The organism is Streptomyces sp. NPDC097981, from assembly GCF_040302565.1.
In the GTDB taxonomy this organism is placed as follows: Bacteria; Actinomycetota; Actinomycetes; order Streptomycetales; family Streptomycetaceae; genus Streptomyces.
The window spans coordinates 1-8,805 of sequence record NZ_JBEORW010000106.1 but is presented as its reverse complement, the minus strand read 5'-3'; the positions used below and the strand labels follow the sequence as shown (position 1 = coordinate 8,805).

Here is an 8,805-nt window from a genome sequence, read left to right as displayed (position 1 = left end):
ACGGGGCTATCCAGGACGGCTCAGACGCCGTAATCACACTAGCCACACCAAGATCATCTCACCCGTGACCAGCAGTTACGGGACAACCCTTAGCCGAGCGTTGACCTGCGGTTTCACGAAATCGCGGCCAGAACACCGAACGGCACCAGTTTCGCGAGCGGGACGAAGAGGAGTACGCGAGGAACCGGCGTCTTTACGTCTCCTGTTGATCCGAAACGCTTTGGTTCATGCTCGTTGACGGTGTGTGAGTGATCTGGTGGGGGGTGCGCGGACCTGGTCGCCGGACACGCAGGAGGCTGTGCGGTTGCTGGCGGTGTCCGCGCTGGTGGAGGGGCGGGACCGGGCAGAGGTTGCGGCCCTGTTCAAGGTGGCGGTCAAGGCTGTAGACACGGGGCTGACAGACGAGCTGATCTTCAGGCTGTTCCGGGTCCGCTCCACCGAACCCGGGGTGGGCAAGTACCTCAAACGCTGGGGGCTGGCGTTCCAGCGTCCGGACAAGAGGGCCGTCGGGCAGGACGCGGGAGCGGTCCGTGTCTGGCACGAGGAGACATCGGCGGGAGGTGTGGCCCAGCGTGACCTCCCGGCCGCCTTCGTCCGAGGACGGGAAGTACGCCCCGGCCTCGAACCGGGTGTGCGCGATGCCGGCTCTGGGTTTGGCAGAACGCGGAGACTCCATGGTTTCGGACAGTGCGTGCACGGACTTCCCCCACTGGGCGTTGCCCTTCAGGGCACCGTCGGCGGAGCCGCGCATGACGCCGGCGTCGCCCCCGGGGAAGTCGTATGACCCCAGCGCCTCGTGAATCTCCAACTCGGCATCGACCGGGCGCAGCCGAGCCGAGTAGCGGCCGCGGGCGGGGGCTGGACGGCGGTTCCCCGATCCTGCATCCGGCATGGAGGCAAGCCCTAAACGCACGCCGCGCCATCTCCCTGTGAACGACACGGGCTTGCACCGGATGAACGACACGCCCCTCCAGCGGGGCTACGGGAGGGTGAGGGTGCGGTCGGGGCGGTCGGTGTCGCGGGCCTCAAGGGTCGGGTAGAGGCGCCACTCTCCGTCGCGGAGCACCGCGACCGGGCAGGACCAGTTCTCGTGCGGTTCGGGGTCCACGATGTGGGTGGTGGCGGTGGCGACGTCGTGGATCACCAGCGAGAGGACCGCGATCGCCCCCATGCCGACGTGCCCCTGGAGGGGATGGTCGTCCGGGGCGGCCATCTCCGTGACGTAGAAGCGGTCGTTGACCCAGTAGCCGGTGTCGTCGAGGAAGCTCGGCGCCTCCACCCTGATCCCGTCTACCCACAGCATCACCCGGGACCACCTGCCCTGGACGGTCACCGCCCGGTGGCGGTCGTCGGCGGTGAAAGCGGCCCGTACCTCGTACCGGGTGTAGCAGTCCCAGAAGCCGCTGCAGGCACCGGCCACCGGGCCGTGGCGCGGAGCCGGCCGCTCGCCCGCGGGCGGCGGGACGGTGTCCTGTGAGCAGGTCTGCGGCTCCCGGCAGGCGCGGTCGATCCGGCGGGTGCAGCCGAGACCCAGCGCCGCGAAGTCGCGGGGCGACAGCCGGGAAAGCAGCTCACCCAGCCGCTCGCAGTACCCGTCCTCGCCGAGCTGCGCGGTCTGCTCGACCACGTCCGCCCACCACTGCCGGACCGTGAGCGCCTCGGGCGAACGGCTCAGCCAGTCCTGCCAGGGGTCCGTTGCCGGCTCCGGCTCCGGCTCCGGCGCCTGCAGCCGTGCCCGCACCGTGTCGGGCTTCGTCTCGGCAGTCGCCCGGTTCCTTCGCCTGCGCCATGGCCACATCTCGTACCACCCCCAGCGATCGATCGTAGGCCCCGGACTTCGTGGGTGGCCTCCGGTGTGTGGCGCCCGGCGCGTCTCCCCGCGTCGACCGAAGGGGTGACGGTCCGGGCGAATCGTCGATCCGGGCGCCGCTGGTGGCGGTCAACGGCATCACGCGATGGCGGGCCTCACCTCGGTGAGGCTGAACTGGCGTTCCCGGCGTCAGGAGCCGTTGGTGGCCTTCCGCAGCTGGTACAGCTCCCCGGAGTCCGGGTGACCGACGTGCTGGTAGATCCGGGGCTTCCGGTCGGTGCCGCCCACGCTCCACGCCGGCCATGAACACCCCGGGACGCGGATGCGGACTTCCTGGGTCCAGACGTCCCGCCCGGGCTCGTACGACCAGGTGCCGGAGCCCGAGCACCGCCGCGACGGGCCGCCCGACGGTTCGTCGGGGTCGTGCTCGCCGACGCCGGAGGCCGTGACCCGGCCGTCCGAGGTGAAGACCAACGTTCCGCTCGTGTGATCGACCCAGCTGCCGACCATGGTCGCCGGACCGATCGCCGGTGGCTCGTACGCGGGCAGCAGGCCGGCAGTGAGTCCGAGTGCGCCGAAGAGGCCCGTTCCCGCCACCACCGCCGTGCCCCACAGGGCCACTTGTCGGACCAGTCCCGGGTGCCGGGGCCGGGCAACCAGGCCGCCCACCGAGAGCGCGGCCGTGGCCTCCGCCCAGAAGACGAGCATGGACCGCGCCTCCACGCGGTTGTACTCCGCGAAGGCCACGATCGGCGGTGCCACCAGGGCCGCCACCGTCAGTGGCACCCACCACCACGCCTCGCGGCCGCCGATCCGGCGGCCGAGCAGATCGGCCAGTGCCACCGCCGGCAACACGAAGACCCCGGACAGCAGAAACGCGATCACGGCGACGATCACGCTGAACGAGAGCAAACCCGCCACCAGGGTGGCGTGGTCCTCCTGTACGTCCGGCGGCGGCTGCGTCCGGACGTACAGGAGGACCACCACGACGGCGAGCGCCACCTCCAGGCAACCCACCAGCGCCGAAACCAGCAGCATCCTGCCGTACGACCGCTTCTGATACACGGCCAACCCCCCTCGTGGCACGGCAAAACGAACGCGTTCGCCCGGCGGCGGCGTGTATCCATTCTGCCAGCTTGGCTGAACGCGTTCAATAAATTCTTCGTGCACTGCGGGCGGGCAACCGCACCACCGCAACGCCCGCGTCACACTGCGGGCAGCGCGGGAGGCCGCGAAGAGGGCCAGGCCGTGATGTCGCTCGTCGGCGTCAGGATGCGTGGGGTCGCTGGAGTCCTTGGAGGAGGAGGGCGATCAGGCGTCGGGGGTCGTAGCGGGGGTCGTTGTCGCGGCCGATGCAGAGGTTGCCGATGCCGCGCATCAGTTCGTACGGCTGCGTTCCGGGTCTGATGTCGCCGGCCAGGGCCGCAGCGTCGAGCAGTTGGGCGCAGACGGGCAGCAGGCGGTCCAGGAAGTAGGCGTGCAACGCGGCGAAGCGGTCGTTGTCGGATTGCAGGGCGTCGGCGAGTCCGTGCTTGGTGACCAGGAAGTCGACGAACAGGTCGATCCACTGACGCAGTGCGTCGAACGGGGAGTCGGCACCGGCCAGCAGGTTCGGGCCGGCTTCGGCGCATGCCTCGATCTGGTGGCGGTAGACAGCGGTGACGAGATCTGCGCGGGTCGGGAAGTGGCGGTAGATCGTGGCCATCCCGACACCCGCCTGGGCCGCGATCTGGCGGATCGGCGCATCGACACCCGAGGTGACGAACACCTCGGCGGCGGCAGCGAGCACCGTCTGCCGGTTGCGCTGGGCGTCGGCCCGCTTGCCTCGGGACGGCGACTCCCCGGCGGGGCTCTCGCTGGCCATCACGTAGTCCTTCCATGCCGATTGACAAAACGGAGCATCGCTCCGGATACTAAATGGAGCGGCGCTCCGTTTCAGTTTAACCGAAACGGGACGCTCCTGACCGCCTTGTCCGTCGCCGGTCGCAGGAGACCGGCGGACGGCAGGTGCCACCGAAAGGAACCCACATCGTGAGCACATCCTCCGTCATCAGCGCCGACGTCTTGGGCACGCCCGTCCCGGTCCTGTCCTTCAGCCCCGTAGTCCTCTCCGTGCCCGGACGACCCGTGGACCTCCACGTGCGCGTCTCCGCACCCGCGGCCGGAACCGGCCTCCCCGTCATCCTCCTCTCCCACGGCCACGGCCCCTCGAACAACCTCTCCTCCCTCAACGGCTACGCGCCGCTCGCCGACTTCTGGGCCGCCCACGGATTCACCGTCGTCCAGCCCACCCACCTCACCTCCCGGACACTGAGCCACCTGGTCGCCGACGCACCCGGCGCACCCGACTTCTGGCGCTCCCGCGCCGAGGACATGACCCACATCCTCGACCGGCTCGACGTACTCGAGCGCACCGTGCCGCAGCTCGCGGGACGCATCGACCCCACCAAGGTCGCCGTCGCCGGACACTCGCTCGGCGGTTTCACCGCCGCCCTCCTGCTGGGCGCCGGGCTCAACGACCCCGACACCGGGAGCGTGGTGCACCTCGTCGAGCCCCGGATCAAGGCGGGCGTACTGCTCGCCGCGCCCGGCAGGGGCGGCGAAGTCCTCAACGGGCCCATGGCCGAGCAGTGGCCGATCATCGGGGCCATCGACTTCTCCACCATGACCGCACCCGCCCTGGTCGTCGCCGGCGACAAGGACGACTCCCGGCACTTCACGGACATGGGGCCGGACTGGCACGCCGACCCCTACGCCCTCGCCCCCGGCCCCAAGACCCTGCTCACCCTGTTCGACGCGGAACACGGTCTCGGCGGCATCGCCGGATACGACGCCGCCGAGACCACGGACGAGAACCCACAGCGAGTCGCCGCCCTCGCCCGGCTCACCGCGGCCTACCTCCACACCCAGCTTCACCCTGGCGCCCCCGCCTGGCAGACCGCGTGCGAGGCACTGACCACCGGCCCCGACCCGGTAGGACGAGTCGAATCCAAGTAGGCCTCCTACCCCCAAGGGCACCCCGCCGCGCGAGGCGGAAGGGGCGCACAGGGATCGCAGCCGACCGCGCACACCGCTCAAGCCAGTGAACAACTGCTGCCGGCATCGTGAACAGAGCCGGCCTCGGCGACGAAGGCCCGCCTGGAACAGGCCACGTCATCGAGGCCACGAACAGGTTCGCCGGGTGCAGCCGCCACGGACGGCTCGATCGAGCGAAACAACGCCGTAATGCACGCCCCGTACCGTCGGACGGATGGGTACGAAGGCGAACGGAAACAAGACGGACTCGGGCGCGCGGATACGGCCCGGTGCCGATGCCGACCTCGAAGAGCTGACCCGGATCTACAACCACTACGTCATTGAGACGCCGATCACCTTCGACACCGAGCCGTTCACCGTGGACCAGCGTCGGCCGTGGCTGTTGTCCCACCCCGACTCCGGCCCGTACCGCCTTCTCGTGGCCGAGGAGGGCGGAAAGCTCCTCGGCTACGCGACCAGCAGCGCCTTCCGACCGAAGCCGGCGTACGCCACTTCCGTGGAAACCAGCGTCTACGTGGCACCGGAGCACATCGGGCGTGGTGTCGGCAGCCTGCTGTACACCGCGCTCTTCGAGGTGCTGGAGCAGGAGGACGTGCACGTGGCGCTCGCCGGAATCGCCGTGCCCAACGTGGCGTCACAGCGGCTCCACGAACGCTTCGGATTCCGGCCGGTAGGCGTCTACGAGCAAGTCGGGCGGAAATTCGGGCGGTTCTGGGACGTGGCTTGGTTCCAGAAGCTGCTGTGAGGGAGGCGGGTCCTCGGGTGGTCGGCTCGGTCGGCCGCATGCCGTATGCTTGATCTTGAGCTCGCGGCCACGGTGAATGGCGGTGGGACTGGCGTTGGTGGTCCAAGGAAAGGCACCCCACTTCCTGTGGGGGGATGCAGGTGCAAGGCCTGCCCAGCGCTCGACTGGCTCCGACCTCCTCAGGGAGGCCGGAGCCTTCTTGCTGTGCGCCGCCGGGGCGACCGCATCGCGTACGCGTGCCGGCGGTTCGCCCGACATGACGCCCTGTCGGATCTCGCGCAGCGCCGCCCGGTACGTCCCGGCGATGGCGCCCGCGAGGAGCGCCGCGGACATCGGGAGGCCGGCGGTGCTCGGCGGGCGCTCGGCCAGGGCCGTTGCGAGCGCCGCCTCCGCGCGCTCGCCGATCGCTGAGCTTGGGCGCCAGGCCCACCCGCGGCCGTCACGGGGCCAGATGCGGCGAGGCCTTCAAACGGCGTTGACCCGCACGTACGGTGCAGTTGCGAGGGTGTCTATCCCGGTCGTCACAAACTGAGAGTGGGCACCCTCGCGCTCGGTGGTCCTTCGCGAGTATCCTCACCGGCCGCCAGGACGACCTCCGAACCGCGATGCTGTCATCGCAGGCTTCACCCTGCCCTGGAGCTCAGGCTCTGTCGAAGGCCATGTCAACCGGATCAAGATGCGGCTCTGCGGATGGTCACTACGGACACAACCGGGTCGGTGCTCGGCATCAGCTCTCCGGAGGCGACCTCTACAAGGTGCGCCGGAGCGCGGCCGCGTAGCAAGGCGGTCACGTACTCGATGATCTGGGCGTGGGAGAGCACCGGCACTCTTTGACGCAGGGTGAGCATGGCGTGCACCGTCCCGCGAGTGTCTGCCGCCGCCCGGACCTCGTCGTGCAGATCGTCCACTGCGGTCCGCGTGACATGCCTTCGAATACGGGCTCGGTAGTCCGCCTCCCACATACCGGTTTCTGCGGAGGCGACACCGATTTGGTGCAGGCTTCCATCGACGCGGTCTACAAGGTAGGGCCCATTCCCGGCCGGCATGAAGTCTGGATTCCGGGTGCGCAGATACTCCTCAGATGTCCAGGAAACGATCCATACCAGCTCGTGCTGCTCCACATGAGATACAGCCATGCGCCACGGGTAATTCCCAACCGACAGCTCCCGCTGGTACTCGCGTTCCAGTTCTTCCTCAACGACCTGAACCGCGGCATCTCGCTCAATCATTCTGTCAGCATCCCGTACGGCCCGAATGGTTACCAAGTTTCCTGCTCGCTCCACGGCTGGGCAGACCACATTGAACGCACGCGAACGACACCGACGGGTGCTGCTGCTTCTCCGAGCGCCGGGTGAGTGTCGACCCGAGAGGCCGACGCGATCCTGGGTGTCGGCTGCGAGGAGGGCCATGAATCGCAGTGTCCAGGTGCGCAGATGCGCGTCGCCGAGATGGTTCATACATGCAGGATCCCACCTGGCTCCCGCCAGACCGTGTTTCGATGGCTTGAAGGCCGCAATGGCCGGCGCGACGTCCGTGGGTTGAAGCGCGACGGCTGCTGCGCAATCGAACAGGGCCAGACAGTGGGGCCTCCCGAAGTGGTGTACATCTGCTGTCCGTTCTCGGGATAGCGGACCCGAGCTGTGTGAGGAGAGCCGACATGAGCGGTATGCGGAAGAGGGCGCACGGGAAGGTCGCCGCCGGCGGCTCGCAGGAGTCAGAGATCCTCGTCCCGGAGGGTATGACGGCGTTCGACTTCATCTACGATCAGCCGGATCCGCGGGCCTATTTCCGGGCATTGGGCCCACTGGAATACCAGTCCCTGCTCCGCGCCGCGCAGGACGCCTGTCTGATCACGATCACCGGAGGGGCCACCTTTCTGTCTCCCCGTACCTTCCAGCCCATCCTGTCCTGCGCCCAGGACCCGGTGTGGGTCGCGGCCTTCGTGCTGCGCACCACCTCGTACGAGCCCATCGCCGCATGCCTGGCTTCGTACGGCCTGGTCACCGAAACGACCACCACGCACACGTTTCGGCAACGACGCTTCACGGACGCGGAGGAATCAGCCCAGCCCTCGGTGTTCGAGCAGGATTCGCAGGAGCAGCGAGTATCGCGGTCCCGCTCCTCCCCGGTGATGCGTTCGTAAACGGGGACTGGGCAAGCCGCTCGGTAAGGAAGCCGGTGCCCGCCGGCGTCCAGGCCGAGGAAAGCGCCGGTGTCACTCGTGTCGATCACGTGCGTCCTCCGGTTGCACCCTCGTCCGCCCGTGACGCCACCTCCCGGGGCCGTGTGTTCGACAGGGGGAGAAAGTCATGCCGACTCCTGAGGCCGGACGGCTTCGAGCAACCGCCGTGCCCACGCTCGCAGTTCGGTGTCCGGGTGGCCGTTGCCGGCATGCGGCGCGTCGCTGAGCAGGCGGCGCGGGGAGAAGGCGAAGATGCGGAGGGCGGGGCGGATCTCTTCCGGGGCCCGGCCGACGGTGGCGAGCGCCTTGAGGGCGCGCAGGCCCACCGGCGTGGGGCCGACCAGCTCCGCGAGGACGGGGACGCTGCGGTCCGCGGAGCCGGTGATCCGGTGCAGGGCTTCGGCCGCCGCCAGCCGGGTCCACGCGTCCCCGGCCCCGAGGTGCCGCTCGACGAGCGGCAGCAGGGGAGCGGCGGCGCCGCCCATCGGCTCCAGAGAGCTCAGGTACCACGAGGTCTGGCCCCTACCGGAGAGCAGGTCCTCGAAGGTACGCAGAGCGGGCCCGGGGTCCCCGGTCAGCCGGCAGTGGGCCGCGGCCGCAGCGCCACGCAGTGAGGGGTCGGAGGAGCCGGTGGCTTCGTGCAGCACGTCGGTGACCTCCCGCGTCGCGACGCCGTCCGCACCCAGCCGGCGGGCGGCGACGATGGCCGCGCGGCGGGTGCGCAGGCAGTCGACCAGCTCCGGCCGGGCCTGGCGGGCGGTGGTGCCGAACTCCGCGAGGGCGCCGACCAGGGCGATGGCCTCGTTGCCGGTGGCGCCGGCCGCCAGCAGGCGGCGGATCTCGGGTACCAGCCGGTCGGCGGCCTGGGGGAAAGCCAGCGCCGCCGCCGCGAGCAGCCGTCCCGCCACGCCGCCGCCGGGTCCGGTGACGGGCCCGTCACCGGACCCCGCCGCGGGGCGGCGCAGGGCGAGGTCCAGGGCGCGGGGGTGGCGGGGGCGCACGGGGGGGAGGAGGTCGGGGGCGGCGGGGGCG

At 69.8% G+C, this 8,805-nt stretch carries 8 protein-coding genes and 1 pseudogene; 4 read left to right on the top strand and 5 right to left on the bottom strand.

Going from position 1 to position 8,805, the window contains the following annotated elements; all coding sequences use genetic code 11:
- Positions 1-244 precede the first annotated feature (244 nt).
- Positions 245-784, top strand: coding sequence for a transposase (locus ABTY04_RS41395; RefSeq protein ID WP_502996822.1), 540 nt, complete (start codon positions 245-247; stop codon positions 782-784).
- Positions 785-979: 195 nt separating this feature from the next.
- Here ABTY04_RS41395 and ABTY04_RS39545 read toward each other — a convergent pair whose 3' ends face one another.
- From ABTY04_RS39545 to ABTY04_RS39535, 3 genes are all read right to left on the bottom strand, one after another.
- Positions 980-1,741, bottom strand: a complete 762-nt coding sequence (locus tag ABTY04_RS39545; protein ID WP_352218275.1) for a hypothetical protein — start codon at positions 1,739-1,741, stop codon at positions 980-982.
- A gap of 258 nt (positions 1,742-1,999) precedes the next feature.
- On the bottom strand, positions 2,000-2,875 hold the full coding sequence (locus ABTY04_RS39540) for a hypothetical protein (RefSeq protein ID WP_352218274.1): 876 nt from the start codon (positions 2,873-2,875) through the stop codon (positions 2,000-2,002).
- A gap of 202 nt (positions 2,876-3,077) precedes the next feature.
- Positions 3,078-3,674: a TetR/AcrR family transcriptional regulator gene (locus ABTY04_RS39535; RefSeq protein WP_352218273.1), complete on the bottom strand. Its 597-nt coding sequence runs from the start codon at positions 3,672-3,674 to the stop codon at positions 3,078-3,080.
- A 167-nt stretch (positions 3,675-3,841) separates the two neighbouring features.
- On the opposite strand from ABTY04_RS39535, the gene ABTY04_RS39530 reads away from it, so the two are divergent.
- Positions 3,842-4,807, top strand: coding sequence for an alpha/beta hydrolase family protein (locus ABTY04_RS39530; RefSeq protein WP_352218272.1), 966 nt, complete (start codon positions 3,842-3,844; stop codon positions 4,805-4,807).
- A gap of 253 nt (positions 4,808-5,060) precedes the next feature.
- Positions 5,061-5,591, top strand: coding sequence for a GNAT family N-acetyltransferase (locus ABTY04_RS39525; RefSeq protein WP_352218271.1), 531 nt, complete (start codon positions 5,061-5,063; stop codon positions 5,589-5,591).
- A gap of 671 nt (positions 5,592-6,262) precedes the next feature.
- On the opposite strand, the gene ABTY04_RS39520 is transcribed toward ABTY04_RS39525, so the two are convergent.
- Positions 6,263-6,820 (bottom strand): YrhB domain-containing protein, encoded by a 558-nt coding sequence (locus ABTY04_RS39520; protein WP_352218270.1) that lies wholly within the window; start codon positions 6,818-6,820, stop codon positions 6,263-6,265.
- 428 nt (positions 6,821-7,248) lie between these two features.
- Here ABTY04_RS39520 and ABTY04_RS39515 point away from each other — a divergent pair, with 428 nt between their 5' ends.
- Positions 7,249-7,734, top strand: a complete 486-nt coding sequence (locus tag ABTY04_RS39515) for a hypothetical protein (protein ID WP_352218269.1) — start codon at positions 7,249-7,251, stop codon at positions 7,732-7,734.
- 164 nt (positions 7,735-7,898) lie between these two features.
- On the opposite strand, the pseudogene ABTY04_RS39510 reads toward ABTY04_RS39515, so the two are convergent.
- Positions 7,899-8,805: pseudogene (locus tag ABTY04_RS39510) on the bottom strand (hypothetical protein); the annotation flags it as partial.